This is a genomic window from Amycolatopsis viridis (genome assembly GCF_011758765.1).
GTDB classification, from domain to species: Bacteria; Actinomycetota; Actinomycetes; order Mycobacteriales; family Pseudonocardiaceae; genus Amycolatopsis_E; species Amycolatopsis_E viridis.
The window spans coordinates 4,433,478-4,460,417 of the sequence record NZ_JAANOU010000001.1; the positions used below are offsets into that span (position 1 = coordinate 4,433,478).

Genomic DNA, 26,940 nt, shown 5'->3' on the forward strand with positions numbered 1-26,940 from the left:
CGTCCTAGATCGCGTCCGTACCGCGTTCGCCGGTACGGACCCGGACCACGGTCTCCACCGGGGTCACCCAGACCTTCCCGTCACCGATCTTGCCGGTGTGCGCGGCGTTGACGATCGCGTCGATCACCTTCTCCACGTTGGCGTCGTCGGTGAGCACCTCGACCCGCAGCTTGGCCACGAAGTCCACGGCGTATTCGGCACCGCGGTAGACCTCGGTGTGCCCCTTCTGGCGGCCGTAACCCTGGACCTCGCTGACGGTCATGCCGAGCGAACCGAGCTGCTCCAGCGCGGCGCGGATGTCGTCCAGGGTGAACGGCTTGACGATCGCGGTGATCAGCTTCATGCCTTGCTTCCTTCCAGGGCCGCCCTGTCCTTCGACGGGAGCGAAGCGGGGTTCGATCCACTGTGGCCGCCGATTCCGCCACCGGCGAAGTCGTACGCGCTCTCCGCGTGCTGCGCCTCGTCGATGCCGCTGGCCTCGTCCTCCTTGCTCACCCGGAAACCGCCGGCCACCTTGATGATCCCGCCGATGATCAGCGTCAGGACGAACGAGTAGCCGAGGACCGCGAAGGCCGCCGCGGCCTGCTTGCCGAGCTGGCTCCAGCCGCCGCCGTAGAACAGCCCGTCCGCGCCGAGGGGGTTCACGCTGGTGGTGGCGAAGAACCCGATCAGCAGAGTGCCGACGAGACCACCGACGAGGTGCACGCCGACCACGTCGAGTGAATCGTCCAGCCCGAGCCGGTACTTGAGGCTCACCGCCAGCGCGCAGAGCGCACCGGCCACGACACCGAGCGCGATGGCGCCGAGCGGGGTCACGAAACCGCAGGCCGGGGTGATCGCGACGAGACCGGCGACCGCGCCGGAGGCGGCCCCGAGGGTGGTCGGCTTGCCGAACCGCAGCTGCTCGACGAGCAGCCAGCCGAGCACCGCGGCGCCGGTGGCGACGGTGGTGTTGGTGAACGCGACACCGGCGAGGTCGCCGGCGCTCAGCGCGGACCCGGCGTTGAAGCCGTACCAGCCGAACCACAGCAGCCCGGCACCGAGCAGGACGAACGGCACGTTGTGCGGGCGGCCGGTGTCGCGCGGCCAGCCGCGGCGCTTGCCGAGCACGATCGCGAGCGCCAGGCCGGCGGCACCGGCGTTGATGTGCACCGCGGTGCCACCGGCGAAGTCGAGCGCCTTGAGCTTGTTGGCGATCCACCCGCCGGCCGCGTCCGGACCGAGGAAGCCGTTGAACGAGAACACCCAGTGGGCGACCGGGAAGTACACGATCGTCACCCAGACGACGACGAACAGCGCCCAGCCCCAGAACTTCGCGCGGTCGGCGATCGCACCGGAGATCAGCGCCGGGGTGATGATGGCGAACATCAGCTGGAACATGACGAACACGAGCATCGGGATCGCGTCGCCGCCCGGCCAGGCGACCGCGGGTGAGGTGTCCGTCGCGGCGGTGGCGAAGCCGACCAGCTTGCCCCACGTACCGGCCAGTCCCGCGTGGTCGAAGCTGCCCAGCAGGCCGCCGAACGAATCGTTGCCGAACGCCATCGTGAACCCGTAGAGCGTCCACAGCACGGCGACGATCGCCAGGCAGATGAAGTTCATCATCAACATGTTCAGCACGCTCTTCACGCGGACCATGCCGCCGTAGAAGAACGCCAGACCTGGTGTCATGAGCATGACCAGCGCGGCGCTGGCCAGCACCCATGCGGTGTCTCCCGCGTTCAGCACATCGTCCTCCCGTACCCGAGGTGGTGACGGCGAGTTTTGGAGTCCCGTGTTTCACCGGGCCGCACCCGGCGTTTCCCGCGGGTGAACTGTGGGGCCGCTCGTGTTACGAGCACGTTTCGCGCCGCCGGGACGCCGGGCGGCCGCCGGTCGCGGATGTGATGAGATGAGGGTATGACGAGGCCCGCACCGCTGCCGGACGCCGTCCTCGCGGCGTTGCGGTGCCCGCTGTGCGGCCGGCCCTGCACGCTCGACGGCCGCGCGCTCCGCTGTCCGTCGCGGCACTCGTTCGACCTCGCCAAGCAGGGGTACGTCAACCTCCTGCACGCCGGTGTCCCGGCGGGCACGGCGGACACCGCGGAAATGGTCGCCGCCCGGATGGCGTTCCTGGGCGCCGGGCACTACGCCCGGCTGCGCGACCTGATCGCCGGGATCACCGCGGAGGCGGCCGGTGACGGGCTGGTCGTGGACGCCGGTGCGGGCACCGGGTACTACCTCGCCGGGGTGCTCGACAGGCTGCCGGAGGCGACCGGGCTGGCGCTCGACGTGTCGGCGCTCGCGCTGCGCCGGGCGGCGAAGGCCCACCCGCGGCTGGGAGCCGCGGTGTGGAACCTGTGGGAGCCGTGGCCGGTGGCGTCCGGGGCGGCCGCGGTGGTGCTGAACGTGTTCGCGCCGCGCAACGGCCCGGAGTTCCACCGGGTGCTACGGCCGGACGGGACGCTGCTCGTGGTCTCGCCGGAACGGGGGCACCTGGCCGAACTCGCGTCGCTGGCGCCGGTCCTGGATGTGGACGAGCGGAAGGAAGAACGCCTCGACGCGGCGTTGTCGGCGCACTTCGCACTGGCCTCCCGGGAGGGACTGCGGGAGCGGGTGACGCTGAAACCGCAGGAGATCCGGGACGCGGTGCGGATGGGCCCGACCGGGCACCACCCGGAGCGGCTCACGGCGCTCGCGGACGTGACCGAACCGGCCGAGGTGACCCTCGCGTTCTCGCTGTCGGTGTACCGGAGGAAAACATGACGGCCGTGCCCGCGACGGCGATCACCGACCCGGACTGGCTGGCCGAGCAGCTGCGCCGCACCGCGGCCCTCTACGGCGACGGCGGCCCGGTCGTGACCGGCACGGTCTGGTGGTACTCGGTATCGGCGATGCTGGTGACGCCCGCGCTCGACCCGCTGGTCGCGACCGGCCGGGCGATGGACCCGGCGCTGGACGCGGTGACACTGGAGGTGGTGCCGGACGGCCGGGTGCTCGACGCCCGCTCGTCGCGGCCACTCGGGTCCGATGTGGACGAAATCGGCAAGGCACTGGGCGGCGCGCTGGACACCGGGATCGCCGCCGTGGCGGAGGCCAGCGGCGCCGGAACCCGCGCGCTGTGCGCGATCGCGACCGATGCGATCGCGAACGTCCTGGTGTGGGCCGCGAAGACCTCCGGTGATGCCGCGCGCGGGGTGGCGCTGGCCGGCCAGGTGGTCGCCGCGGTGGGCGACCACCTGCCGCGGCCGCGGTTCGTGGACGTCGGCGGGACACCGGTGGTGCGGCGGGCGTCGTGCTGCCTGATCTACCGCACCGGCGGGGCGGGCAAGTGCGTCAGCTGCCCCCGGCAGACACCCGCGGAACGGGCGCAGCGGTTGCGGATGACGTTCGGTTAACGGGTCAGGAAGCCGTCGAGCAGCTTGTTGACCGCGTCCGGCACCTCGAGGGCCGCGAGGTGGGCCGCGTCCTCGAGAAAGACCAGTTCGGCACCGGGAATGGCGGCGGCCACCTCCTCGAGTTCCCGCGGCGGGAAGGTCGCGTCCTCGCGGCCGCCGATGACCAGTACCGGGGTGCGGACCGAGGCGAGCAACGCCCGCTGGTCGGGCCGCCGGGAGACCACGCTGGTGACCGCGAACGTCAGGGACCGCACGTCGTTGCGCCGCGCCAGCTCGATCACGCGGGCCACCACGTCCGGGCGCGTGCGCAGTGAGGTGGGCCCGAGGAACGCCTTGCCGACGGACCGGGTGAGCGGCGGACGGATGCCGCGCAGGAGCTTCGCCATCGCGAGGAGCGCGGCGAACTCGGCCTTCTGCCGCCGTGGGGCCGCCGACGCGGTGCCGTTCATCAGGGTGCTGGTGAGCACCCGATCGGGATGACGCGCGGCGAACGTGGCACCGACCATCGCGCCCCACGAGTTGCCGAGGAAGTGCGTCCGGCCGAACCCGAGCGCGTCCAGCAGGTCGATGACCGCACCGGCGCACTCGTCGAGCGTGAAGGTCCTGCGCAGGGCGCTGCTCGCGCCGTGGCCCGGCGGGTCCACGGCCACCGTGGTGAACCGGTCCGACAGGTGCTCGACCTGCGCCTGCCACAGCGTGTGGTCCATGAGCAGGCTCGGCCACATCACGATCGGGTCCCCGGAACCCCGCAGGTGCACCCGGAGGGTGCCGAGCGCGGTCGGCACGCCGCGATCCTCGTCGATCATGCGGTCACGGTACGCGGCGCCCGCCGGTTCCACCTGCACCCGGATGCCGCACCGTCCGCGCCTCGGGAGAGCTGGCCCGGTCCGCGGGCGGGCAGGTAGCGTCGGCCCGGTGAGTGAGCGCAGCTGGGGCTTCCGCACGCGTGCCCTGCACGCCGGTGGGACGCCCGATCCGGTCACCGGGGCGCGTGCGGTGCCGATCTACCAGACCACCAGTTTCGTCTTCGAGGATGCCGCCGACGCGGCGAACCTGTTCGCGTTGCAGAAGTACGGCAACATCTACAGCCGGATCGGCAACCCGACCGTGGCGGCGTTCGAGGAACGCATCGCCAGCCTGGAGGGCGGCATCGGCGGCGTGGCCACCGGCAGCGGCCAGGCCGCCGAGTTCCTCACGTTCGCGGCGCTGGCCGAGGCCGGCGACCACATCGTCGCCGCCGGCGGGCTCTACGGCGGCACGGTCACCCAGCTCTCCGGCACGCTCGGCCGGTTCGGCGTGGAAACGACTTTCGTCGCCGGGGACGACCTCGACGACTACGCCGCCGCGATCACCGGGCGCACCCGGCTGATCTTCACCGAGGTGATCGGCAACCCGAGTGGTGACATCGCGGATCTGGCCGGGCTCGCCGACCTCGCGCACAGCCACGGCATCCCGCTGGTCGTGGACGCGACCCTGGCGACCCCGTACCTGTGCCGCCCGATCGAGCACGGCGCCGACATCGTGCTGCACTCGGCGACGAAGTTCCTCGGCGGGCACGGCACCACGCTCGGCGGCATCGTCGTGGAGTCCGGGAAGTTCGACTGGGGCAACGGCAAGTTCCCGCGGATGACCGAGGTCGTGCCCAGCTACGGCGGCCTGAAGTACTGGGAGAACTTCGGCGAGTACGCGTTCTGCACGCGGCTGCGGGCCGAGCAGCTGCGCGACATCGGCGCGGCGCTCTCGCCGCATTCGGCATTCCTGCTGCTCCAGGGCGTGGAAACGCTGCCGCAGCGGATGGACGCCCACCTGGCGAACGCCCGGGCCGTCGCCGAGTTCCTCGACGCCGACGACCGGGTGGCGTGGGTGAGCTACGCGGGGCTGCCCGGTCACCGGCACCACGACCTGGCGAAGAAGTACCTGCCGCTCGGCCCGGGTGCGGTGTTCTCGTTCGGGGTGCGGGGCGGCCGCGCGGCCGGGGAGAAGTTCGTCGAGTCGGTGGAACTGTTGTCGCACCTGGCCAACGTCGGCGACGCGCGGAGCCTGGTCATCCACCCCGCCTCCACCACCCACCAGCAGCTCTCCGACGAGCAGCTGACGGCCGGCGGGGTGGGGCCGGACCTGATCCGGCTGTCGATCGGCCTGGAGGACGCCGAGGACATCCTGTGGGACATCGACCAGGCGCTCACCGCGGCGGTGAAAGCCGCATGAGCACGGAGACCACGGAGACCACCGAGAACACCGTGCCCGCCGGAGCCGTCCGGTCGGCATCGCCGCTGTCCTGGACAGCGCCGTCGGCGCGGGAGCGGCTCGCGCTGCTGTCCCGCACGAAGTCGGTCACGATCGTCGGCGCGTCGGACAACCCGGCGCGGCCGAGCTACTTCGTCGCCACCTACCTGCTGTCCTCCACCGACTACCAGGTGAACTTCGTCAACCCGCGGCTGTTGTCGCTGCTGGGGAGGCCGGTGTACCCGGCACTGGCCGACGTTCCGGGCGAGCTGGACCTGGTCAGCGTGTTCCGCAAGCACGCCGACCTGCCCGGTGTGGCCGAGGAGGCCATCCGGGCGGGAGCCCGGACGCTGTGGCTCCAGCTGGGACTGTGGCACGAACCGGTGGCGCAGCGGGCCACCGGCGCCGGGCTGGACGTGGTGATGAACCGGTGTGTGAAGATCGAGCACGCGCGGTTCGCGGGTGGCCTGCACCTGGCCGGGTTCAACACCGGGGTGATCAGCTCGCGGCGGCGCCTGCGGCCGTGAATCTGCCCGCCGGACGGCGTTTTTCCGCCGGAGATGGTCCGCCTGGGACGGCCGCGCGTGTCAGACTCGGTGGTGTGACGGGAAGTTCGCCGGGCGAAGGTGGGTTGTGCTGGTCATGGCAGACGGTGTGAAGGTGACGTTCGTCGGCGGTCCGACGGTGCTGCTGGAGCTGGGCGGCAAGCGGTTCCTGGTCGATCCGACGTTCAGCCCCGCTGGCGTGCACGAGACGACGCCGGGGCGGCCGCTGACCAAGACCGAGGACCCCGCGCTGACCGCGGCGCAGATCGGGCCGGTCGACACGGTGCTGCTGTCCCACGACCAGCACGCCGACAACCTCGACCCGGCCGGGCGGCAGTACGTCGCGGAATCCCTGCTCACGCTGACCACCCCCGCCGGTGCGCGGCGGCTGGGCGGGACCGCGCAGGGACTGGCGCCGTGGCACCAGCTGCACATCGGGCGGGTCGCGGTGACCGCCGTGCCCGCTCTGCACGGGCCGAAGGGCAGCGAGGAGGTCACCGGTGAGGTCACCGGGTTCGTGCTGACCGGCCAGGACCTGCCGACGGTGTACGTGAGCGGCGACAACGCCTCGCTCGACGTGGTGCGCGACATCTCCCGGCGGCTGCGCAAGCTGGACCTCGCGGTGCTGTTCGCCGGCGCGGCCCGGACGTCCCTCTTCGACGGCGCTCCCCTCACCCTGACCAGCGAGGACGCCGCGGAGGCCGCGCACATCCTGCGGGCGCGCGCCATCGTGCCCGTGCACACGCGCGGGTGGGCGCACTTCAGCGAGGGTCCCGACGAGGTGCGCAAGGCGTTCGCGGGCGCCGGGTTGAGTGACCGGCTGCACGTGCTGGAGCCGGGTGAGAGCGTGGTGATCGCCTGACCCGGGGCACGTCCGCCTGCTTCCGGTTTCCGCGGACGGGCGGTTACGGTGCCGACGTGCAACTGGAAGCCGATTTCACCACCGAGCCGTTCCGCGGCGAGGGCGAACCACCCGAGCACGCCGTCCGCGCCCGCGAGGCCGCCGAGGCGGCCGGCCTGGCCGTGGACTTCGGCCCGCTCGGCACCACCGTCCGCGGCGAGGCGGACACCCTGATCGAGGCGCTCCCGGCGATCGCCAGGGCCGCGCTGACCGGCGGTGCGGACCGCCTCACCCTGCAGCTGTCCACCCCGGCCGCCGCACGCGAACCGGCCGGCGGCGCACCCACCTCGCTGGACCGGCTCATCATCGAGGTCGAGCGGGAGCTCGGGGCGCGCCTGGCCGATCTGGACCGGGCCGGCAAGCAACGCGCCGTGCGCCTGCTGGAGGAACGGGGCGCCTTCGCGCTCCGGCGCGCCGCGCCCACGGTGGCCGAGGCGCTCGGCGTCACCCGCTTCACGGTCTACAACTACCTCAACCGGGAGCCCTGATCCGCAGGCGAGCCGGGCACGCGAGCCGCCGCGCGGCGGTGGTGCCCAACCCCGGCTCCGGCTCGCGACCGGAACGAATTCCCCCAGCAGGTTCGTGAGCACCTCCGGCTGGTTCTCGGATACGGCGCGTGGATCGAAACCGGTACCCGGGCGTGCACGGGGTTCGGCCTGTCACGGTACGACGCGCGCCGCCTGGCGGTCGCCGGTGAGGCCGTGGTCGCGTCCGCACGAAAATTGTTGAGCGACCGATCCAGATAGTGTTTACTGATCACATGGCCCGCACGCGTGAGTTCGACACCGACGCCGCGCTCGAACGCGCGATGGAGGTGTTCCGCGAGAAGGGCTACGAAGGAGCGTCCACCCGGGATCTGACCGGCGCCATCGGCATCGGGCCGGGTTCGCTCTACGCGGCGTTCCACAACAAGGAGGGGCTGTACCTGGCCGCGTTGCGGCGCCACTGCGAGCACCTCGCCCACACGACGCAGCAGGCGCTCGCTTCGAAGCGGTCTGCGCGGACGGTGGTGCGCGGGCTGCTGCAGCTGGCGTTCACCGGCAGCGATCCGGCGCACTGGGGGCCGGGCTGCCTCCTCCTGCGCGCCGCGACCGAGCGCGCGGGAGCCAACCCGGAACTCGACCGCATGCTCCGCGACGCGTCCCGGGCGGTGGAGGCCGCCTTCGCCGAGATCCTCACGGATGGCCGGCGTCGCGGTGAACTCCCGCAGGACCTGGATGCAGCCGCGGCCGCGCACTTCCTCGTCACCACGCTGCAGGGACTCCGCGTGATGGCGCTGCTGGGCTCGGATCGGGCGAGCCTGTCCGCGACCGTGGAGACCGCCCTGCGGTGCCTCGGCTGATTCCTCCCGCTCAGATTATGGATCGATTGCTCAAGAAAGGTTGCCTGATGGTACGTGGACGCGAAGTCCGGCTGGTCACCCCGCTGGACGGCCTGCCGAAGCCGGCGAACTTCGAGGTCGCCGAGGTGACCGTGCCGGAACCGGGTCCCGGTGAGGTCGTCGTGCGGAACCGGTTCTTCGTACTCGAACCCGGGGCCCGCCTCGCGATGGAAGCCCTGAGCGCGGGCGTACCCGGGTTCGACGTGGACGGATTGCGGGCGCACACGATCGGCGAGGTGTTCGCCTCGGGCTCACCGGATTTCCGACCCGGGGACACGGTCACCCACGTGCTCGGCTGGCGCGAGTACTCGCTGGCCGGGACCGGCGGGCTCACCCGGGTCGATCCGGATGCCCTGCCCTCGCTCACCGCCCACCTCGCGGGCGGGCTCACCAGCTACGTCGGGCTCACCGAAATCGGCCGGATGCGGCCCGGCGACACGGTGTTCGTCTCCAGCGCGGCGGGCACGGTGGGCAGCCTCGCCGGTCAGATGGCCCGGCTGCTCGGCGCCGGGCGCGTCATCGGAAGCGCGGGCAGCGCGGCGAAGGTGCGGTACCTCGTCGGCGAACTCGGGTTCGACGCGGCGTTCGACTACCACGACGGTCGGCTCGCCGAGCAGCTCCTCGCCGCCGCACGGGGCGGTGTCGACGTGTATTTCGACAACGTGGGCGGTCCGCACCTCGAGGCCGCGCTCGAGGTGATGAACCCGCACGGCCGGGTCGTCCTGTGCGGTGCGATGTCCCGGCAGGGCAGCGACGAGGTGCCACCGGGACCGTCGAACCTGCTGCAGGCCATCGCGAAACGGCTCACCCTGCGCGGGTTCACCGTCAACGAGCACCTGGACCGCGCCGCCGAGTTCACCCCCGTCTTCGGGGAGTGGCTGCGCGCGGGGAAGATCCGCTATCGGGAAACGGTCGTCGACGGCCTCGACCGGGCACCGCAGGCGTTCGCCGATCTCCTGGCCGGCCGGTACACCGGCCGGGTCCTGGTGCGCGTCAGCTGACGATGTGCTCCGGGCGCACCGGCACCCGCGGCAGTTCCTTGCCGGTCGCGGCGCGGATGGCCGCCACGATCGCCGGGGTGGAGGAGATGGTCGGCGGCTCGCCGACGCCGCGGAGGCCGTACGGCGCGTTCGGGTCGGCCAGCTCCAGCACGTCGACGTCCATCGGCGGCATGTCGAGGACGGTGGGGATCAGGTAGTCGGTGAACGACGGGTTGCGGATCTTCCCCTCGTGCGTCTGGATCTCCTCCATCACCGCCAGCCCGAGCCCCTGCGCCGAGCCGCCCTGGATCTGGCCCAGCACGGCCTGCGGGTTCAGCGCGCGGCCGACGTCCTGGGCGCAGTCGAGCGCGACGACCTTGACCAGGCCCAGTTCGGTGTCCACGTCCACGACCGCCCGGTGCGCGGCGAACCCGTACTGCACGTGCGCGTTCCCCGCACCGGTCTCCGGGTCGAGCACGTCGGTCGGCCGGTGCCGCCACTCCACGGTCTCGTCGATCACGTCGTCGCCGAGGACGTCCACCAGGTCGGCGACCACACCGTCCCGCGTGGACACGACCTTCCCGCCGACCAGGTCCACCTCCCCGCCCACCCCGAGCCGCTTGACCAGCGCCGCGTGCACGGCCAGGCACGCGGCCCGCACCGCTCCCCCGGTGACGTAGGTCTGCCGGGACGCCGACGTGGAACCCGCGTTGCCGATCGAGGTGTCGGCGGGCAGGATCGCCACCTGCTCCACGCCGAGCTCGGTGCGCACGATCTGCTGCAGCACCGTCACCAGGCCCTGACCGACCTCGCACGCCGCGGTCTGGACCGTGGCCGCCGCCTCGCCGCCCACCACGCGCAGCTGCACGCGGGCGGTCGAGTAGTCGTCGAAGCCCTCGGAGAAGCAGATGTTCTTGATGCCGACCGCGTAGCCGACGCCACGCACGACACCCTCGCCGTGCGTGGTGTTCGAGACGCCGCCGGGCAGTGTCCGCAGGTCCCGCTCACCGGACGGCTCCGGCGGCAGCGGTTTCGCGGCCACCCGCCGCACCAGCTCGGCGACCGGTGCGGGCGAGTCCACGATCTGCCCGGTCGGCATCCGGGAACCCTCGCTCATCGCGTTGCGGACCCGGACCTCGACCGGGTCCAGTCCGCAGGCCGCCGCCACCTTGTCCATTTGGGACTCGTACGCGAACGCCGCCTGCACCGCCCCGAAACCGCGCATCGCGCCGCACGGCGGGTTGTTCGTGTACGCGCCCCAGCAGTCCACCACGACGTTGTGCACCTCGTAGGGCCCGACGCCGAGGGTGGCGGCGTTGGCGACGACCGCGCTCGTGGACGAGGCGTACGCACCGCCGTCGAGGAAGATCCGCGCCCGGACGTAGACCAGCTTCCCGTCGCGGTCGGCGCCGTGCTCGTAGTACAGCTTCGCCGGATGCCGGTGCACGTGGCCGTAAAACGACTCCTCGCGGTTGTAGACCATCTTCACCGGCTTGCCGGTGTGCAGCGCGAGCAGGCACGCGTGGATCTGGATGGACAGGTCCTCGCGGCCGCCGAACGCGCCGCCGACCCCGCCGAGTGTGAGCCGCACCTTGTCCTCCGGCAGCCCGAGCGCGGCCACGATCTGCCGCTGGTCGACGTGCAGCCATTGTGTGGCGACGTAGAGGTCGACGCCGCCGTCCTCGGCCGGGACGGCCAGTCCGGACTCCGGCCCGAGGAACGCCTGGTCCTGCATGCCCACCTCGTACACGCCCGACACCACCACCTCGGCGGTCGCCGAGGGGTCGCCACGGCGGATCGGCACGTGCCGCACGACGTTGCCGTTGGGATGGACCTTCGGGCCGTCGCCGCGCACCGCCTGCTCCGCGTCGGTGACCGGGTCCAGCACCTCGTAGTCGACGCGGATGCGCGCAGCCGCCCGCCGCGCGGTCTCCGGGTGGTCGGCCGCCACGAGCGCCACCGGTTCGCCCTGGTAGCGCACCACGTCGACGGCCAGCACCGGCTGGTCGGGGTGTTCCAGGCCGTACCGGTTCACGCCCGGCACGTCCTCGTGCGTCAGCACCGCCTCCACGCCCGGCACCGTGAGCGCGCCGGTGATGTCGATGCCGCGGATGCGCGCGGCGGGGTGCGGGCTGCGCAGCGTCACGCCCCACACCATGTCCTCGTGCCACAGGTCGGAGGAGTAGGCGAACTCGCCGCGCACCTTGACGACCCCGTCCGGGCGGCGCGGGCTGCTGCCGATCCCCTGCGTCGTCGTCGTCCGCTCGGCCGTGGTCATCGCAACCTCCTGCTCGCCGCGACCAGGTCACGGGCGATCGCGGCCTCGTCGCCGGTGCGCAGTTCGCCGTCGGCAACCACCGTCCGGCCGCCGACGAGCAGCAGCTTCAGCGGCGGGGTGGCACCGAGCACGAACGCGGCCACCGGATCGTCGATCCCGGCGTGGGGCAGGCCGGTCAGGTCCCACACCGCGAGGTCGGCGAGCTTGCCGGGCTCGATCGAGCCGAGTTCGCCGTGCCGGCCCAGGCACCGCGCGCCACCCATGGTGCCCATCCACAGCGCCTCGCGCACCGACAACGCGGTGGGCCCACCACGCTGCCGCGCCTGCAGCAACGCCTGGTGCAGCTCCTCGCCGAGCCCGCCGGACTCGTTGGAGGCCGCGCCGTCGGCACCGAGCCCCACCGGGGCACCGGCGTCGAGCAGGTCGCGCACCGGGGCGATGCCGGTGCCCAGCCGTCCGTTGGACGTCGGGCAGTGCGCCGACCCGGTGCGGGTCGCGCCGAGGCGGCCGACCGCGGCGCGGTCGAGGTGCACGGTGTGCGCGAGCCACACGTCGTCGCCGAGCCAGCCGAGTTTGTCGGCGTATTCCGCGGGCGTGCAGCCGTTCTCGGCGATGCACTGCTCCTCCTCGTCGAGGGTCTCGGCGAGGTGCGTGTGCAGCCGCACTCCCGTGCGCCGCGCGAGTTCCGCGGCCTCGCGCATCAGCGTCTCGCTGACCGTGAACGGCGAGCACGGCCCGGCCGCGATCCGGATGCGCGCATCCGGCGCCGGATCGTGGTGGGCCGCGATGGCCGCTTCCGTGCCGAGCAACGCGGCGTCGGTGGTCTCGACCAGGCTGTCCGGCGGCAGGCCGCCGTCGGATTCGCCGCGGTCCATCGAGCCGCGCACGAGGTGCGCCCGCACCCCGATCCGGTCCGCCGCGGCAACGAGCGCCTCGATCTGGTCCGGAGCGTCGCGGGGGAAGACGTAGTGGTGGTCGGCGACGGTGGTGCAGCCGGTCAGCGCGAGGCGCGCCATCCCGGCGGCCGCGGCGGCGTGGGTGACGTCCGCGTCGAGCCGCGTCCAGATCGGGTACAGCTGGACCAGCCACTCGAAGAGCGTGGCGTCGGCGGCGAGCCCGCGGGTGGCCCACTGGTACAGGTGGTGGTGGGTGTTGACCAGGCCGGGCGTGATCAGGCAGCCGGAGACGTCGATCCGCGGCCCCTCCGCCGCGGCCCGTCCGGGTCCGACGGCGGTGATGGTGGCGTCGTCGAGCACGACGTGCCCATCGCGGTACTCGGTGCCACCGGCATCGACGGTCGCGATGGCGGCGTGCTCCAGGATCAGCCTCATCGCCTCACCGCCCGCACGGCCTCCAGGATCTTCTCGTACCCGGTGCAGCGGCACAGGTTCCCGGCCAGCGCCTCCCGGATCTCCTCGTCGCCCGGGTCCGGCACCCGGTTCAGCAGGTCGTGCGCGGCGATCACCAGACCGGGCGTGCAGAAGCCGCACTGCACCGCGCCGGCGTCCACAAAGGACTGCTGCACCGGGTCCAGCCGGTCCCCCTCGGCGAGTCCCTCCACGGTGCGGACCTCGCGGCCCTCGGCCTGCCCCGCCGCGACCAGGCACGCGCACACCGGCGTGCCGTCCAGGTAGACCGTGCACGAGCCGCATTCGCCCTGTTCACACGCGTTCTTCGAGCCGGGCAGGCCGAGCCGCTCGCGCAGCACGTACAGCAGGCTCTCGCCCTCCCACACGTCGTCGGCCTGCCGCTCCTCGCCGTTGACCGTCACGTTCACGCGCACGTCCGTTGCCCTCCCAGGTAGTCCTGCCAGGCCCAGCCGAGCGTCCGGCGGGCGAGCACCGCCAGCGCGTGCCTGCGGTACTCCGCGGTGCCGCGCACGTCGTCGATCGGCGCCGCCGCTCCGGCGACCAGTTCGCCGAAGCGGCGCTGGACCGGATCCCCGAGCGGTGCCGGCGCGTCCCACGGCAGCTCGCCGGTGAGGAACTCCTCGGCGTCGTGCGCCCGGCGCGGCGTCGGCCCCGCCGACCCGATCGCGGCACCGGCCCGGCGCCGCCGCGGGTCCAGCGCGACGGCGAACGAGCAGACCGCGATCACCATCGCGTTGCGCGTGCCGACCTTGGCGAACTGCTGCGGCCCGGTCGCGACCGGCAGGTGCACGGCGACGATCAGCTCGTCCGGCGCCAGCGCGTGCTTCTTCACGCCGACGTAGAACTCGTCGGCCGGGATCATGCGGGTGCCGCGCACGGACGCGACCTCGACCCGCGCACCGGTGGCCAGCAGCACGGGGTGCGTGTCGCCCGCGGGTGAGGCCGCACCCAGGTTGCCGCCGACCGTGCCGCGGTTGCGGATCTGCGGCGAGCCGACCGTCCGCGCGGCCATCGCCAGGCCGGGCAGCTCATCACCCAGTTCAGTGATGACGCGGGTGTACGGAACTCCGGCGCCCAGCCGGACCGTGCCGTCGCGTGTGGTCCACGCGGCCAGCTCCGCGACCCGGGTCAGGTCGAGCAACGCCTCCGGGCGGCGGTGGTCGAAGTTGAGCTCGACCATGACGTCCGTGCCGCCCGCAAGGGGCACGGCCTCCGGGCGCTCCGCCTTCGCGGCGAGCGCCTCGGCGAGCGTCGCCGGTCGCAGGAAGTCCATCACAGCAGTAGACGCCCGGGACACGCGCACCGGCAACGGCGGCTCGGTACGAACCGACAGCGGCGGGACGCCGTCCGGTTGTGCTTTCCTACAAATCTGATGACCACCGTGCGGGCACTGCTGGAGATCCCGGAGCTGCGGCTGCGGCTGCGCACCGGCGCCGGGCGGCTCGGCTGCGCGGTCAGCCGGATCTACGTGACCGAGCTGCCCGACCCGAGCCGGTACGTCTCGGCGGGCGAAGTCGTCCTGACCGGGTTGCTGTGGTGGCGCGAACCGGGCGATGCGGAACCGTTCGTCGCCGCGCTCGACCGGGCCGGAGTCGCCGCGCTGGCCGCCTCCGGCGCGGACACCGGCGGCATCCCGCCGGACGTCGTGCAGGCGTGCACGCGGCACCGCATCCCGCTGCTGGAGGTGCCGGCCGATCTGTCGTTCGCGGTGATCACCGAGCGGGTGGTGCTGGAGCTGGCCGCGGCGCGGGGCCGGGAGCCGAGCGCGGCCCGCAAGCGCTTGCTGGCCGCCGCGACCGAGGACATCTCGCTGCCGGCACTGATGCGGCAGGGCGCGGTCGAACTGGGCGCGCCGTGCTGGGTCCTGTCGGCCACGGGACGAGTCGTCGCGGGACCGGCGGATCCACCCGATGACCTCGCCGGGCAGGTCGAGCACGTCGTGCCCGGCCGCGACCTGACCGTCCACGACGGGTGCGCGCTGATTCCCGTCGGCGGCAGCTTCGCGGTGCCGTGGCTGCTGGCGGTCGGCCACCCGGAACCGGGGGAGCTGGCCGGGGAGCTCGCCGATCTGGTGCGGCTGGCCCGGGCGCGGACGGACCAGGTGCGGCGCATGGCGGCCCGCCCGGCCGAACCGTTGCTGCACGCGCTGGCGGACGGTGGGCCGGTCACCGACGCCGTCGCCGCCGCCGGGTTGCCGGAGGACAGCGAGATCCGGGTGCTGCTCGCGCGGGCTCCCGACGACGGCCCGGACCTGGCGGCGGAGGTGCTGGCCGAGCTGCTCGCGGAGGCCCGGCCGGTGGTCGGCGTGGTCGGCGAGGACGCCTGCGCCCTGATCGCGGGCCCGGGCAACTGGATGCGCGTGGCGGCCGAGGGCCTGGCCCGGGCGGACCGGCTGATGTCGTGGTCAGGCTTCCGCCTGGGTTCCGGCGGCCCCGCGGGGGTGGACGGTCTGCACGGCGCGATGCAGGAAGCGCGGCACGCGGTCGAACTGGCGGCCCGCCGCGGTGGGCGGATCGAGCTGGTGGCGGGCGAGGACCTCGCGGTGCACCAGCTACTGGCCGCCGGTGCGCCGGACGAGCTGCGCCGCTCGGTGCGGGAGCGGGTGCTCGGGCCGCTGCTCGCCTACGACGCGGCGCAGGGCACGGACCTGGTGCACAGCGTGCGGGTCTACCTGGAGTGCTCTTCGTCGCCGACGGCGGCGGCGCGGGCGCTGCACGTCCACGTCAACACCCTGCGGTACCGCATCACCCGGGCCTCGGAGCTGCTCGGCGTGGACCTCAACGACTTCGTCACGCAGGTGGACGTCTACCTCGCACTGCAAGTTACCGTCTAGACACATCAACTGGTAACGTCCGCGCGATGGAGCGATTCGAGACGCCGGACGGCACGGTGCGCTGGACACGGTCCGGTGCGGGCTCGCCCGTGGTGCTGATGCACGGCACGCCGTTCTCCTCGTACGTCTGGCGTGATGTCGCGGCGGCACTGGCAGACCGGCACGAAGTGTTCGCCTGGGACATGCTGGGGTACGGGCAGTCCGAGAAACGGGCCGGTCAGGACGTGTCGCTGGGCACGCAGGCGAAGATCTTCACATCGCTGCTGGAGCACTGGGGCCTGGACGAACCGGCGGTGGTGGCGCACGACTTCGGCGGCGTGGTGTCGCTGCGCGCCCACCTGCTGCACGGCGCGCGGTACCGCCGGCTCGCGCTGGTGGACGCGGTGGCGATCGCACCCTGGGGCACGTCGTTCTTCCGGCTGGTGCGCGAGAACGCCGCTGTCTTCGAGCGCCTGCCGGCACACCTGCACGAAGCGATCGTGCGCACCCAGACGGCGACGGCGTCCCGGCCGGGCCTGCGTGCGGAGGTGCTGGACCGGCTGGCGGAGCCGTGGCTCGGCGATGACGGCCAGGCCGCGTTCTACCGGCAGATGGCGCAGGCGGACCAGCGCTACACCGACGAGATCGAGCCCCTGCTGGGTTCACTGGACCTGCCGGTGCTGGTGTGCTGGGGCGAGGCGGACGAGTGGCTGCCCGTCGAGCGGGGCAAGGACCTCGCGTCCCGCATCCCGGGCGCACAGCTCCGGCTGCTGCCGGGCGCGGGTCACCTGGTGCAGGAGGACGCGCCGGCCGCCCTCACCGCCACCCTGCTGGACTTCCTCCCCGCCTGACCGGGCGTGAGCGTGGGACTCGCGATCGCCGCGAGTCCCACGCTCCCGGCCGGGGCTACTTGATCCGCTCGTAGGCGGGCAGGGTCAGGAAGTCGACGAACTCGTCGGCGAGCGCGACCTCCTCGAACACCTCGATCGCCGGGGTCAGCAGGTCGGCCGGGATCTGCCCGTCGAGCTCCTTGCGGACGTCGTCGAGCACCGACCTGACCAGCTCGCGGGTGACCTTCTGGCCGTTGTCCAGCTCCGTGCCGTTCTGCACCCACTGCCAGATCTGCGACCGCGAGATCTCCGCGGTGGCGGCGTCCTCCATCAGGTTGTGGATGCCCGCCGCGCCGTTGCCGCCCAGCCACGAGGCGATGTAGCGGACGCCGACGTCGACCGCACCGCGCAGGCCGGCCTCGGTGGCGCTGCCCTCGGTGCTCGCCACGTCGAGCAGCTGGTCAGCGGTGACCGACACGTCCTCACGCAGCCGGTCGAGCTGGTTCGGCTTGTCGCCGAGGACCTTGTCGAACTCCTCCTTGCACAGCTCGACCATGCCCGGGTGTGCGACCCACGAGCCGTCGAACCCGTCGTTCGCCTCGCGCGCCTTGTCGGCGTGCACCTTCTTGGAGGCGTTCTCGTTGACCTCGGGGTCCTTGCTCGGGATGAACGCCGCCATGCCGCCGATCGCGAACGCACCACGCTTGTGGCAGGTGCGCACCAGCAGCTCGGTGTAGGCCCGCATGAACGGCGCCGTCATGGTGACGCTGTTGCGGTCGGGCAGCACGAACTTCTCGCCGGCGTCCCGGAAGTACTTGATGACGCTGAACAGGTAGTCCCAGCGGCCTGCGTTGAGGCCGGAGGCGTGCTCGCGCAGCTCGTAGAGGATCTCCTCCATCTCGAACGCGGCCGGGATGGTCTCGATCAGCACGGTGGCGCGGATGGTGCCGTGCTCGATGCCCAGCTCCTTCTCGGCCCAGGAGAACACGTCGTTCCACAGGCGGGCCTCGAGGTGGCTTTCCATCTTGGGCAGGTAGAAGTACGGGCCCTTGTCGTTGGCCAGCAGGGCGCGGACGTTGTGGAAGAAGTACAGGCCGAAGTCGACGAGCGCGCCGACGCCCTTGCGGCCGTCGAAGGTCAGGTTGTGCTCGTCGAGGTGCCAGCCGCGCGGGCGGACCAAGATCGTCGCCAGCGGGGCGTCCTTGCGCAGCTCGTAGTGCTTGCCGTTCGAGTCGAGCTCGATGGTGCCGCGGATCGCGTCGGACAGGTTGACCTGCCCGCCGACGACGTTGTGCCAGTGCGGGGTGTTGGCGTCCTCGAAGTCGGCCAGCCACACCTTCGCGCCCGAGTTGAGGGCGTTGATCGTCATCTTGCGCTCGGTCGGACCGGTGATCTCCACGCGCCGGTCGCGCAGGGCGGGAGGCGCCTCGGCGACCTTCCAGTCGCCCTCGCGGATCTCCTTGGTCTCGGGGAGGAAGTCCAGGCGCCCGGTGCGCTTGGCCTCCTCACGTCGCTTCGCGCGCGCGGCGAGCAGCTCGTCGCGGCGGGCCGCGAAGTTCGTGTGCAGCCCGGCCAGGAAGTCCAGCGCTTCCCGGGTCAGGATCTCGTCGCCTCGCTCGACGGCGCCGCCGAGCACCTGGACGTCAGCCATGCGGAACACTCCCAGAAGGACTTGCGGTTTGGTTTTTACATCCCGGACTATAGTTTCTGCATAGCGGAAGCTCAATGTGAGGAGACGCGGTGGCCGAAGAGAAGGTGGGACGAGACGGCGGGGTCGGTGGGGTCCAGTCGCTGCGCCGCGCGTTCGAACTGCTCGAGCGGCTGGCCGACACCGGCGGCGAGGCCAGCCTGTCCGAGCTCGCGGCCAGCTCCGGCCTGCCGATGCCGACGATCCACCGCCTGATCCGCACGCTCGTGCAGCTCGGCTACGTGCGGCAGAACACCAACCGGAGGTACGCGCTCGGCGCCCGGCTCATCCGCCTGGGTGAGAACGCGAGCATGCAGTTCGGCGCCTGGGCGCGCCCGCTGCTGGCCGAACTGGTCGAAGTGACCGGCGAGACGGCCAACCTGGCGGTCCTGGAGCGCGACGAGGTGGTGTACGTGTCGCAGGTGCCGTCGAAGCACTCGATGCGGATGTTCACCGAGGTCGGGCGGCGCGTCCTGCCGCACGGCACCGGGGTCGGGAAGGCGATCCTGTCGCAGCTGCCCACCGAGGAGGTGCGGGCGCTGCTGAGCCGCACCGGGATGCCCGCCTACACCGACCACACCTTCACCGATCCGGATGCGCTGCTAGCCCACCTGGCGCAGGTGGCGGCGCAGGGTTACGCCGTCGACGAGAGCGAGCAGGAGCTGGGGGTGCGGTGTGTCGCCGTTCCGCTGACCGGCACCCCGGCCCCGGCGGCGGTCTCGGTGTCCGGCCCGTCCGGCCGGTTGACGCTGGATGCGGTCTCGCGGATCGCCCCGCTGGTGCAAGCCACCGCGGCAACGTTGTCGACCTACCTGGAGGAGAGCGCCTGAACCGCCACCCGCCGGTGAACCGCCAACACGCCGCCCCCAGCGGCCAACACACCGCCCCCACCGGCCAACACGCCGCCACCAGCGGCGAACACGGCGCCCGGACCAGCCAACACACCGGGGCGCGGCGTGTTTGCCGCTTCGGGCAGCGTGTTTGCCGCTCCGGGCGGTGAGTTGGTCAGTCCGGGCGGTGAGTTGGCCGGTCCGGGTGGGGGCAAAAAGAAGCGCGCCGTCCTCCCCTGCGGCGCGCCTTTTTCACTCTGGCGCGCCCGGGGCCGGCTTGTACAGCGTTATCCGACGTCGTCACCCGAACGAGTGACGGTGCTCATCCCAGCAAGGCGTCGACGAAGGCGGCCGGCTCGAAGGGCGCCAGGTCGTCCGGCCCTTCGCCCAGTCCGACGAGCTTGACGGGCACGCCGAGCTCGCGCTGGACCTGGAACACGATGCCGCCCTTGGCGGTCCCGTCGAGCTTGGTCAGCACGATGCCGGTGACGTCCACGACCTCGCGGAACACCCGGGCCTGCATCAGGCCGTTCTGACCGGTCGTCGCGTCCAGGACGAGCAGCACCTCGTCCACCTTGGCCTGCTTCTCCACCACCCGCTTGACCTTGCCGAGCTCGTCCATCAGGCCGGTCTTGGTGTGCAGCCGCCCGGCCGTGTCGATCAGCACCGCGTCGACCCCGGCGGTCACGCCGCGCTTGACCGCGTCGAACGCCACCGATGCCGGGTCGGCGCCCTCCTTGCCGCGCACCACCTCGGCCCCGACCCGCTCCGACCAGGTCTGCAACTGGTCGGCGGCCGCGGCGCGGAAGGTGTCCGCCGCGCCGAGCAGGACCTCACTGCCCTGCGCGACCAGCACTCGCGCGAGCTTGCCGGTGGTGGTGGTCTTGCCGGTGCCGTTCACACCCGCGACCAGGACGACCGCCGGCTGCTTGGCGCCGTCCACGGTGTGCGCCAGCGCGCGCACCGAGCGGTCCCAGCCCGGGTGCAGCGCATCGGTCAGCACCGTCTTGAGCACGGTCCGCGCCTCCGCCGAGGTCCGCACGGCACGCGCGGTCAGCTCGGTGCGCAGCTTCTCCACGATCTCGGTGGTGGTGGCCGCTCCGAGGTCCGCCATCAGCAGCGTGTCCTCGACGTCCTGCCACGAGTCCTCGTCGAGGTCACCGGCGCCGAGCAGGCCGAGCAGGCTCTGCCCGAACATCGACCGCGACTTCGACAACCGGCCGCGCAGCCGCTCGATCCGCCCGCCGACCGGCTCCGGCTCCTCGACCGCGACGGCCGACGGCTCGGGTTCCCGGGCGGCCGGGACCTGCGGCGCCTCGGTGACCGGCGGCGCAGCCGGGGTCTCGGGCGCGGGCGGCACCGACGGGACTTCGATGTCCGGCGGTGCGGCTTCGGCCTCCGGCAGGCCCACGTCGACGATGCCGCGGCGGGGCGCGTCACGGGGCACGGACGCGTCGTCGCCGACACCGGGCTGCCCGTCGACCTCGGTGCGCTCGCCCGCGGGGTGCTCGGGTGGTTCGACCGTCTCCGTCTGCTGCCCGCCAGGCGCCAGGGCAATACCGCCACCGGCCTGGTAGCCCCCGCCTCTCGGCGGCTTCGTCTCGCGCTCGGCCTCGGCCTCGGTCAGGCTGATCTTCCGCCGGCGGGCGACGACCAGACCGCTGATGAGGAGGATCGCCAGCAGGACGACGACCACCAGAATGATCCAGAACCAGAGGTTTTCCGCCACGTCGTCATCCTCGCATCCGGCGACCGGCCGGGCAGGGCACCCCTCACAGACTCGGCTGGGACAAGAAATCACCGGATGTCTTGCGTTCCCGTCAAAAGTGGACTAGACCACTCGGTCATGCGCGTCGTCGGGCTGATCTCCGGCACGTCGGTCGACGGGATCGACGTGGCGGTCGCCGAGCTGGACGTGACCGGCGACGAGGTCGTGCTCGTCCCGCTCGGGCACTCCTCGCTCCCCTACCCGGACGACCTGCGGCGCGACCTGCTCGCCGCGCTGCCGCCGGCCGCGGCCACGGTGGAGCAGGTGACCCGGCTGGACACCCGGGTCGGGCAGGCGTTCGCCGAGGCCGCCGCCACGATGTCCGCCGGAGCCGACCTGGTCGCCTCGCTCGGCCAGACCGTGTTCCACTGGGTAGAAGACGGTCGCGCTCGCGGCTCCCTGCAACTGGGACAGCCGGCCTGGATCGCCGAGCGCACCGGGCTGCCGGTGGTCGCCGACCTGCGTGTCCGCGACGTCGCCGCGGGCGGGCACGGCGCTCCGCTGGCGAGCACCCTGGACGCGCTGTGGCTGCGGGACCTGGCGCCGGCGGTCGCGCTGAACCTCGGTGGCATCGCCAACGTCACCGTGGTGCGACCGGACGGGGTGCTGGCCTTCGACACCGGCCCGGCCAACGCGCTGCTGGACCTGGCGGCGCACGACGTCACCGGCGGCGCCCGGAGCAGCGACCTCGACGGTGCGATCGCCGCCCGTGGCCGGGTCCACCCCGAGCTGCTGGACCGCCTGCTCGCCGAGCCCTACTACGCGGCGCCGCCACCGAAGTCGACCGGCAAGGAGCTGTTCCACGCCGGTTACCTGCGCGCCGCGACCGCCGGCCTCGACGTGGCGGACGAGGACCTGCTCGCCACCCTCACCGAGCTGACCGCCGTCACCGTCGCGCGCGCCTGCGCCGGGGCCACCACGGTGATCGCCTCCGGCGGCGGCACGGACAACCCGTCGCTGATGCGCGCACTCGCCCGCCACCTGCCCGGCACCCGGCTGGCGACCAGCGACGAGTTCGGCCTGCCGCGCTCGGCGAAGGAGGCGTACCTGACCGCGCTGCTCGGCTGGCTCACCTGGCACGGCATCCCGGCGAACCTGCCGGCCGCGACCGGCGCCCGCGGGCCGCGCCTGCTCGGCAGCATCACCCCCGGCGCACACCCGCTCTCGATGCCCGCTCCCCATCCGGCGACCGTCACCCGTCTGCGGGTAGCGGCTGCCCCGGCCCAACCGATAGGAGTGCCAGATGCACCCAGTTGACCTGGCGATCATCGTGGTCTACCTGGCCGCGATGCCCGCGATCGGCGTGCTCGTGGGGCGCCGCCAGCGCTCGGCGCAGGACTACTTCATCGGCGAACGCAGCCTGCCGTGGTGGGCGGTGTGCTTCTCGATCGTCGCGACCGAGACCTCGACGCTCACGGTGATCAGCACGCCCGGTCTGATCTGGGCGGCGTCCGGCAGCTACAACGGGCTGACGTACCTGCAGCTGCCGTTCGGTTACATCATCGGCCGGACGCTGGTGTCGTTCGTGCTGCTGCCGCGCTACTTCAAGGGCCAGCAGACCACCGCGTACGCCTTCCTCGGGCAGCGGTTCGGCTCGACCATGCAGGGCGTGGCGTCGGTGGCGTTCATCGTGACGCGCCTGCTGGCCGAAGGCGTGCGGCTGTTCGCCGGCGCGATCCCGATCCAGGTCATCCTCAAGCACTTCGGGCTGCACACGTCCTACTGGCAGATCGTGGTGGTCCTGACGGCGCTGACCGTGATCTACGCGCTGGTCGGCGGCATCAAGGCAGTCGTGTGGGTGGACGTGATCCAGCTGTCGGTCTACATCGGCGGCGCGATCATCGCGATGATCGTCCTGGCGGGCAAGCTGCCGTCGGACTGGACCTCCCGCGCCGCCGACGCCGGGATCTTCCGGCTGTTCGACTTCAACTTCGACATCCTGCACCTGCTGACCAGCCAGTACGCGTTCCTGACGGCGGTGGTCGGCGGTGCGATCTTCACGATGGCCTCGCACGGCACCGACCAGCTGATCGTGCAGCGGTTCCTCGCCTGCCGCAGCATCGCCGACGGGCGCAAGGCGCTGATCGGCAGCGGGATCGCGGTGACCATCCAGTTCGCGCTGTTCCTGCTGGTCGGCGCGATGCTGTGGGCGCACAACGGGTTCCGCACGCTGCCCCAGCTGGGCATCAAGGGCGACGACGTGTTCACCAACTTCATCACCAGCGAGCTGCCGGTCGGCGTCGCCGGGCTGCTGATCGCGGCGATCCTGGCGTCCACGATGGGCGCGCTGGCGTCGGCGCTGAACGCGCTGTCCAACTCCACGGTGGCCGACCTCTACCAGCGGTTCACCAAGCGCCCGCCGGAGGATTCGAAGCTGCTGCGGCACGGCCGGATCTGGACGCTGGTGTGGGCGGTGGTGTTCGCGGTGTTCGGGTCGCTGTTCAGCAGCCGGAACAACCCAGTGATCGAGCAGGGCCTGTCGATCACCGGCTACACCTACGGCGCGATGCTCGGCGCGTTCTTCCTCGGCATGTGGGTCAAGCGGGCCCGCCAGCTGGACGCGATCATCGCGTTCGTGGTGACGGTGGCGGTGATGGCGGTCGTGGTGCTCGCGGTGAAGATCCCGCCCGCTCCCGGCGCGAAGCCGGTGGTGCTCGCGTTCCCGTGGTATACCCTGCTCGGCGTACTGATCACGCTCGTCGTGGGCGGCGCGCTGTCCCTGCGGCACCGCACCGCGGAGACCACGGCCCGGAAGGAACCGGAGCCGGTTTAGATGGACGCCAACGTCCTGCTCTCCACCGCGCAGACCTGTACGGAGTTCCTGTCCGCACACCTCGAACGGGACTGGTCCGTCCCGGTTCCGGAGATGGACCTGACCGTCGCCGGGGTGGTCGCGCACATCAGCGACTCCCTGCACTGGTACGCCTACGACCTGACCGCGGGACCGGTCGAGCTGTCGACGATGGAGTTCCACGTACGGGCGGGCTCACCGCCGGCGGAGCTGCTGGTGACGCTCGGCACGACAGCGAAGGTGCTCGCCGCGGTGGTGGCGACCAGCTCGCCGGAGGCGCGCGGTTTCCACCCGTGGGGCATCGCCGACCCGGCCGGTTTCGCGGCGATGGCGGGCGACGAGCTGCTGGTGCACACCTTCGACGCCGCACGCGGTCTCGGCGTCGAGTTCGAGCCGCCGGCCCGCCTCGCGGCCGCCGCGTTGTACCGGCTGTTCCCGTGGACGCCGATGGACACCGACCCGTGGCCCACCCTGTTGTGGGCCAACGGGCGGGCGTCACTGCCGGGCCATCCGAGGCTGCAGAAGTGGCGCTGGCACTGCGCGCCGCTGTCCGAATGGGACGGCAGCGCCCCGATCAGCTAGTCCTGAGCCGGTGACGGGGCCGCCTGCGAGAAGACCGTGTAGCGCGACGCCGACCAAGCGGGGGCGCCGGAAACCGGTTCCAGCCGCACCTGCACCGAGGTCTGACCGGCCGTGGCCGGGGCCGGGATGTCGAAGCTGTCCTCCAGCCACCGCGAGTACGTGTTGCCCAGCGGCTGGTACCACTCCCCGACGAGCCGGTCGTTGACGAACACCCGCGCGTCCTGGAACGCCTGCGCCTGGTCGGACACGCGGTGCAACCGCAGGCCGCCGTTCGCCTGATCCACGCGCGCCGTGAACGTCACCGGCTGGGTGGTCGACGTCGTGGTGGCGGTGACCGGGGTGGTGTCGCCCTTGCCCTCGAAGGTCGACGTCAGCGAGGCCCGGGTCTCACCCGGGGCGGAATACCCGTGCGCCACCCGGCTCGCGTCGTCGCCGGTCTCCACCACGTCGGTCTGGCTCAGCGATGGCGTGTCCTGCCCGTACCAGTAGGACGTCGAGCTGTACTCGGCCGGCATGGACGAGCGGTCGCCGTGCTCGATGTCGAACTCGATGCCGTTGCCGAACGGGGCCCCGTCGCCGAGCATCAGCCGGTAGGCGTTGACGCACACGTACCGGCAGCCGTCGGCGGCGTCCTCGCGGCTGACCAGCCCGGCCTGCGGCATGGCGTACGGCACGCCCTCCACGTTGCCGTCGCGGCCGTCCAGGAAGTACCAGCCGGACTCGTAGAAGTCCTCCGACCCGGTGCCGTGCATCGCCGGGCTCGCCGAGCCGTCCGGGTACATCCGCTCGTCGCCCTCGAGGAAGTTCAGCTGGTTCTGCCCCGGCGGGATGTCTCCGCGCATGGTGGTCGTGACCCCGTAGAACACGCCCCGGCCCTGGCTGGTGAGGAAGTTCCAGTCCTGCCCGGGCACGGTGTGCGCGCGGTGCTGGGTGGCGTGGAAGTAGCCGACCGAGCCGTCCCGCAGTCCGGCGGCCACCCCGGCGTCCGGCGCGGTGGTCACCTCGACGCTGCCGCCGGTGACCGTCACACCCGAGGTGTTGACCAGCTCCGCCACCGCGCTGCGCGCGTACGGCATCGGCCACCACGCGGTGTACGCGCCGTTGTCCGTGGTGTCGATGCTGTGCAGCAGGGTCCGCGACGCGTACTTGCCCAGGCCGGAACCGAAGAACTCGCCGACCGGGGCGTCCACCGTGGTCCGCCCGTCGAAGGTCAACCGCAACCGCAGACCCTCCAGCACCGCATCGGAAGCCGCGACCTGTCCCGGATCGGCCGCGTAGCGGAAGTGCCGCAGGCCCGCCCACTCCTGGCCGTCCACTGTGTACTCGTGTGCGGCCTCCTCGCCGGGGTGGTTGGGACCGATGTCGAGCACGTCGGTGCGCACCCATTGACCGCCCACCAGGCTGTGCACCTCGTAGCGGAACTCGTTGACGTCCTTGCTGGAAGAGACGAACCGGGTCGCGACCGGCAGCTGGGACCGGCCGCGGGTGAGGCCGGCGGGCACCTCGATGGTCTGGTCCAGCCAGCCGCCACCCGCCCGTGCCGGTCCGCTGGAGAACTGTCCGACGGTCTGGCCGCCGACGACGAGGTCGGCGCGCTGCTCGCCGATGCCGGCGTCGATGCGGCGGGTGATGCGCACGCCGTCGTTGTCCGGCGCGACGCTCGCCGTGAACGAACTGCCGCCGGGGCCGTACGCGCGACCGTCGTCGGACAGTCCGGGCGCGGCGATGACCTGTGGCAACCGGAGGCGGAGCTGGGTGATGCGCTGCGCGCCGGACGGCAGCGGGATCGAGGCGGCGGTGCCCGCCGGGACGTCGAACGAGGTGCCCTGGGTGCGCGCGCCCGGCGCGGCCGCTTTCGGGTCGCGCACCCCGAAGGCGCGCAGCCGCTGGATGACGTCGGCGGCGCGGTCGGCCGGGTTGAACGTGCGCACGCCCGCCGCATCGGCGAACTGGCGGTAGGTGACGTGGTAGAAGTGCGGGTTGTGCTCGGTGGTGATCCGCATCGAGCTGGTGTAGGGCATCGGCACCTTGATCACCGAGCCGCCCATGGTGTCGGCCGAGTTGCCGACCAGCGGCCACACGAACGGCGCGCCCTGGGCGCCGTTCACGACGTCCTGCAGCGAACGCTGGAGCACGACCCGGCCGTCCAGCTCGATGGTGATCCGGCCGATGTCCGCGACCGAGGTGGGTGCGTAGGTGAACCAGATCGACGAGATCTCACCGGCGCCGCGGGCGTCGGCCAGGACGCAGTCGCCGTCGGCTTCGTGACGCAGGCACGAGTACGTGCCGTCGAAGCCGTCGTCGTTGTGCCCGGTGCGGTCGAAACTGGAGAACTGCTTCACCTGCTCGCCGGGCCGCAACCGGGCCAGCCCGTCGAGCGATCGGTAGATGTCCCAGCCCACCGGTCCCTTGCCCGTGGCGGCCGGGGCGGGTGCGGCCTGGGCGGGAACTCCCGCGGTGAAGGCGAGCACGAGCGCGGCGACCGCCAGGAGAGACCCTTTTTTGCGCACGACGAAGAAACGTCCGGACACAGTGAAGACCCCCCAGCCTGGACTGGACCATTCGCGCGATCCCCGCGAGAA

Annotated in this window: 24 protein-coding genes; 14 read left to right on the plus strand and 10 right to left on the minus strand. The window is 72.2% G+C overall.

The window, feature by feature from the left end; genetic code table 11:
- Nucleotides 1-4 precede the first annotated feature (4 nt).
- Together FHX46_RS21940 and FHX46_RS21945 are read right to left on the minus strand one after the other, a co-directional pair.
- On the minus strand, nucleotides 5-343 hold the full coding sequence (locus tag FHX46_RS21940) for a P-II family nitrogen regulator (protein ID WP_167118269.1): 339 nt from the start codon (nucleotides 341-343) through the stop codon (nucleotides 5-7).
- Complete coding sequence (locus FHX46_RS21945) at nucleotides 340-1,728, minus strand: ammonium transporter (protein ID WP_167118272.1); 1,389 nt, start codon at nucleotides 1,726-1,728, stop codon at nucleotides 340-342. The genes FHX46_RS21940 and FHX46_RS21945 overlap by 4 nt, the downstream gene beginning before the upstream one ends.
- A gap of 171 nt (nucleotides 1,729-1,899) precedes the next feature.
- On the opposite strand from FHX46_RS21945, the gene FHX46_RS21950 reads away from it, so the two are divergent.
- The gene (locus FHX46_RS21950; protein WP_167118275.1) at nucleotides 1,900-2,745 is read left to right on the plus strand and encodes a putative RNA methyltransferase; all 846 of its coding nucleotides are present in this window, start codon (nucleotides 1,900-1,902) and stop codon (nucleotides 2,743-2,745) included.
- Nucleotides 2,742-3,377, plus strand: a complete 636-nt coding sequence (locus FHX46_RS21955; RefSeq protein ID WP_167118279.1) for a (2Fe-2S)-binding protein — start codon at nucleotides 2,742-2,744, stop codon at nucleotides 3,375-3,377. The genes FHX46_RS21950 and FHX46_RS21955 overlap by 4 nt, the downstream gene beginning before the upstream one ends.
- On the opposite strand, the gene FHX46_RS21960 is transcribed toward FHX46_RS21955, so the two are convergent.
- The gene (locus FHX46_RS21960; protein WP_167118282.1) at nucleotides 3,374-4,183 is read right to left on the minus strand and encodes an alpha/beta fold hydrolase; all 810 of its coding nucleotides are present in this window, start codon (nucleotides 4,181-4,183) and stop codon (nucleotides 3,374-3,376) included. The two genes, FHX46_RS21955 and FHX46_RS21960, sit on opposite strands and share 4 nt — an antisense overlap.
- A 109-nt stretch (nucleotides 4,184-4,292) precedes the next feature.
- On the opposite strand from FHX46_RS21960, the gene FHX46_RS21965 reads away from it, so the two are divergent.
- The 6 genes from FHX46_RS21965 to FHX46_RS21990 all read left to right on the plus strand — a co-directional run bounded on the left by FHX46_RS21965 (nucleotide 4,293) and on the right by FHX46_RS21990 (nucleotide 9,431).
- Nucleotides 4,293-5,585, plus strand: coding sequence for an O-acetylhomoserine aminocarboxypropyltransferase/cysteine synthase family protein (locus tag FHX46_RS21965; protein ID WP_167118285.1), 1,293 nt, complete (start codon nucleotides 4,293-4,295; stop codon nucleotides 5,583-5,585).
- A complete protein-coding gene (locus tag FHX46_RS21970) occupies nucleotides 5,582-6,130 on the plus strand; it encodes a CoA-binding protein (RefSeq protein ID WP_167118288.1) in 549 nt (182 codons plus the stop codon). Before FHX46_RS21965 ends, FHX46_RS21970 begins: the two co-directional genes overlap by 4 nt.
- Nucleotides 6,131-6,236: 106 nt before the next feature.
- The gene (locus FHX46_RS21975; protein WP_313886216.1) at nucleotides 6,237-7,010 is read left to right on the plus strand and encodes an MBL fold metallo-hydrolase; all 774 of its coding nucleotides are present in this window, start codon (nucleotides 6,237-6,239) and stop codon (nucleotides 7,008-7,010) included.
- A gap of 56 nt (nucleotides 7,011-7,066) precedes the next feature.
- Complete coding sequence (locus FHX46_RS21980; RefSeq protein ID WP_167118294.1) at nucleotides 7,067-7,537, plus strand: helix-turn-helix domain-containing protein; 471 nt, start codon at nucleotides 7,067-7,069, stop codon at nucleotides 7,535-7,537.
- A gap of 272 nt (nucleotides 7,538-7,809) precedes the next feature.
- Nucleotides 7,810-8,391, plus strand: coding sequence for a TetR/AcrR family transcriptional regulator (locus FHX46_RS21985; RefSeq protein WP_167118297.1), 582 nt, complete (start codon nucleotides 7,810-7,812; stop codon nucleotides 8,389-8,391).
- A 47-nt stretch (nucleotides 8,392-8,438) separates the two neighbouring features.
- A complete protein-coding gene (locus FHX46_RS21990) occupies nucleotides 8,439-9,431 on the plus strand; it encodes an NADP-dependent oxidoreductase (RefSeq protein ID WP_167118299.1) in 993 nt (330 codons plus the stop codon).
- On the opposite strand, the gene pucD is transcribed toward FHX46_RS21990, so the two are convergent.
- The 4 genes from pucD to FHX46_RS22010 are packed head-to-tail and all read right to left on the minus strand — an operon-like array spanning nucleotide 9,424 to nucleotide 14,331.
- Nucleotides 9,424-11,688, minus strand: coding sequence for a xanthine dehydrogenase subunit D (gene pucD / locus FHX46_RS21995; protein WP_167118302.1), 2,265 nt, complete (start codon nucleotides 11,686-11,688; stop codon nucleotides 9,424-9,426). The genes FHX46_RS21990 and pucD overlap by 8 nt on opposite strands.
- A complete protein-coding gene (locus FHX46_RS22000) occupies nucleotides 11,685-13,019 on the minus strand; it encodes an 8-oxoguanine deaminase (RefSeq protein WP_167118304.1) in 1,335 nt (444 codons plus the stop codon). The genes pucD and FHX46_RS22000 overlap by 4 nt, the downstream gene beginning before the upstream one ends.
- Nucleotides 13,016-13,471 carry a (2Fe-2S)-binding protein gene (locus FHX46_RS22005; protein ID WP_167118307.1) on the minus strand — a complete coding sequence of 152 codons (456 nt, stop codon included), beginning with the start codon at nucleotides 13,469-13,471 and terminating at the stop codon, nucleotides 13,016-13,018. The genes FHX46_RS22000 and FHX46_RS22005 overlap by 4 nt, the downstream gene beginning before the upstream one ends.
- Nucleotides 13,462-14,331, minus strand: coding sequence for an FAD binding domain-containing protein (locus FHX46_RS22010; protein ID WP_167118310.1), 870 nt, complete (start codon nucleotides 14,329-14,331; stop codon nucleotides 13,462-13,464). The genes FHX46_RS22005 and FHX46_RS22010 overlap by 10 nt, the downstream gene beginning before the upstream one ends.
- 99 nt (nucleotides 14,332-14,430) lie before the next feature.
- Between FHX46_RS22010 and FHX46_RS22015 the strand changes: the two genes are divergently transcribed.
- On the plus strand, nucleotides 14,431-15,891 hold the full coding sequence (locus FHX46_RS22015; RefSeq protein ID WP_167118312.1) for a PucR family transcriptional regulator: 1,461 nt from the start codon (nucleotides 14,431-14,433) through the stop codon (nucleotides 15,889-15,891).
- Nucleotides 15,892-15,917: 26 nt separating this feature from the next.
- Nucleotides 15,918-16,721, plus strand: a complete 804-nt coding sequence (locus FHX46_RS22020) for an alpha/beta fold hydrolase (RefSeq protein WP_167118316.1) — start codon at nucleotides 15,918-15,920, stop codon at nucleotides 16,719-16,721.
- A gap of 55 nt (nucleotides 16,722-16,776) precedes the next feature.
- On the opposite strand, the gene aceB is transcribed toward FHX46_RS22020, so the two are convergent.
- On the minus strand, nucleotides 16,777-18,351 hold the full coding sequence (gene aceB / locus FHX46_RS22025) for a malate synthase A (protein WP_167118319.1): 1,575 nt from the start codon (nucleotides 18,349-18,351) through the stop codon (nucleotides 16,777-16,779).
- An 89-nt stretch (nucleotides 18,352-18,440) separates the two neighbouring features.
- On the opposite strand from aceB, the gene FHX46_RS22030 reads away from it, so the two are divergent.
- Nucleotides 18,441-19,217 (plus strand): IclR family transcriptional regulator, encoded by a 777-nt coding sequence (locus FHX46_RS22030; protein WP_167118323.1) that lies wholly within the window; start codon nucleotides 18,441-18,443, stop codon nucleotides 19,215-19,217.
- A 322-nt stretch (nucleotides 19,218-19,539) separates the two neighbouring features.
- Here FHX46_RS22030 and ftsY read toward each other — a convergent pair whose 3' ends face one another.
- Nucleotides 19,540-20,946 (minus strand): signal recognition particle-docking protein FtsY, encoded by a 1,407-nt coding sequence (gene ftsY, locus FHX46_RS22035; protein ID WP_167118326.1) that lies wholly within the window; start codon nucleotides 20,944-20,946, stop codon nucleotides 19,540-19,542.
- A gap of 117 nt (nucleotides 20,947-21,063) precedes the next feature.
- Between ftsY and FHX46_RS22040 the strand changes: the two genes are divergently transcribed.
- Genes FHX46_RS22040 through FHX46_RS22050 form a run of 3 tightly spaced genes read left to right on the plus strand, consistent with a single transcriptional unit; the run spans nucleotide 21,064 to nucleotide 24,358 of the window.
- Nucleotides 21,064-22,242 (plus strand): anhydro-N-acetylmuramic acid kinase, encoded by a 1,179-nt coding sequence (locus tag FHX46_RS22040; RefSeq protein ID WP_167118329.1) that lies wholly within the window; start codon nucleotides 21,064-21,066, stop codon nucleotides 22,240-22,242.
- Complete coding sequence (locus FHX46_RS22045; RefSeq protein ID WP_167118332.1) at nucleotides 22,229-23,758, plus strand: sodium:solute symporter; 1,530 nt, start codon at nucleotides 22,229-22,231, stop codon at nucleotides 23,756-23,758. Before FHX46_RS22040 ends, FHX46_RS22045 begins: the two co-directional genes overlap by 14 nt.
- Nucleotides 23,759-24,358: a hypothetical protein gene (locus tag FHX46_RS22050; protein ID WP_167118334.1), complete on the plus strand. Its 600-nt coding sequence runs from the start codon at nucleotides 23,759-23,761 to the stop codon at nucleotides 24,356-24,358. It abuts the gene before it with no gap.
- Here the strand turns inward: FHX46_RS22050 and FHX46_RS22055 are convergent.
- The gene (locus FHX46_RS22055; protein WP_313886217.1) at nucleotides 24,355-26,889 is read right to left on the minus strand and encodes a glycoside hydrolase family 172 protein; all 2,535 of its coding nucleotides are present in this window, start codon (nucleotides 26,887-26,889) and stop codon (nucleotides 24,355-24,357) included. The genes FHX46_RS22050 and FHX46_RS22055 overlap by 4 nt on opposite strands.
- Between the last annotated feature and the right edge of the window lie 51 nt (nucleotides 26,890-26,940).